This window comes from Phormidium sp. CCY1219 (assembly GCF_055795085.1).
On record NZ_JAYFEQ010000904.1, the window covers coordinates 1 to 356 of the forward strand.

General features: G+C 47.5%; 1 protein-coding gene. It reads left to right on the plus strand.

All coding sequences use genetic code 11. From position 1 onward, the window contains the following. On the plus strand, positions 1-219 hold a 219-nt coding region (locus tag AC0QH1_RS29725), incomplete at its 5' end, for a hypothetical protein (protein ID WP_324635060.1). Positions 220-356: the final 137 nt, after the last annotated feature.

A 356-nucleotide genomic window follows, 5' to 3' on the forward strand; every position in this document is an offset into this window, starting at 1 on the left:
GTACAGTTTCTTTCCAGCCTTGGAGTAGTGGTGGAGAAAGAACTATTCCGCTTATTCCAGGGTTGGAGTGGTGGTGGAGAAAGAACTATTCCGCTTATTCCAGGGTTGGAGTGGTGGTGGGGAAAACTATTCCGCTTATCGGTACAGTTTCTTTCCAGCCTTGGAGTAGTGGTGGGGAAAACTATTCCGCTTATCGGTATAGTTTCTTTCCACCGATAGCGTGGTGGCGGCGAAAAAACTATTCTCCTGTCGGTACAGTTTCTTTCCACCCTTGGAGTAGTGGTGGAGAAAGAACTATTCCGCTTATTCCAGAGTTGGAGTGGTGGTGGAGAAAGAACTATTCTCCTGTCAGCACA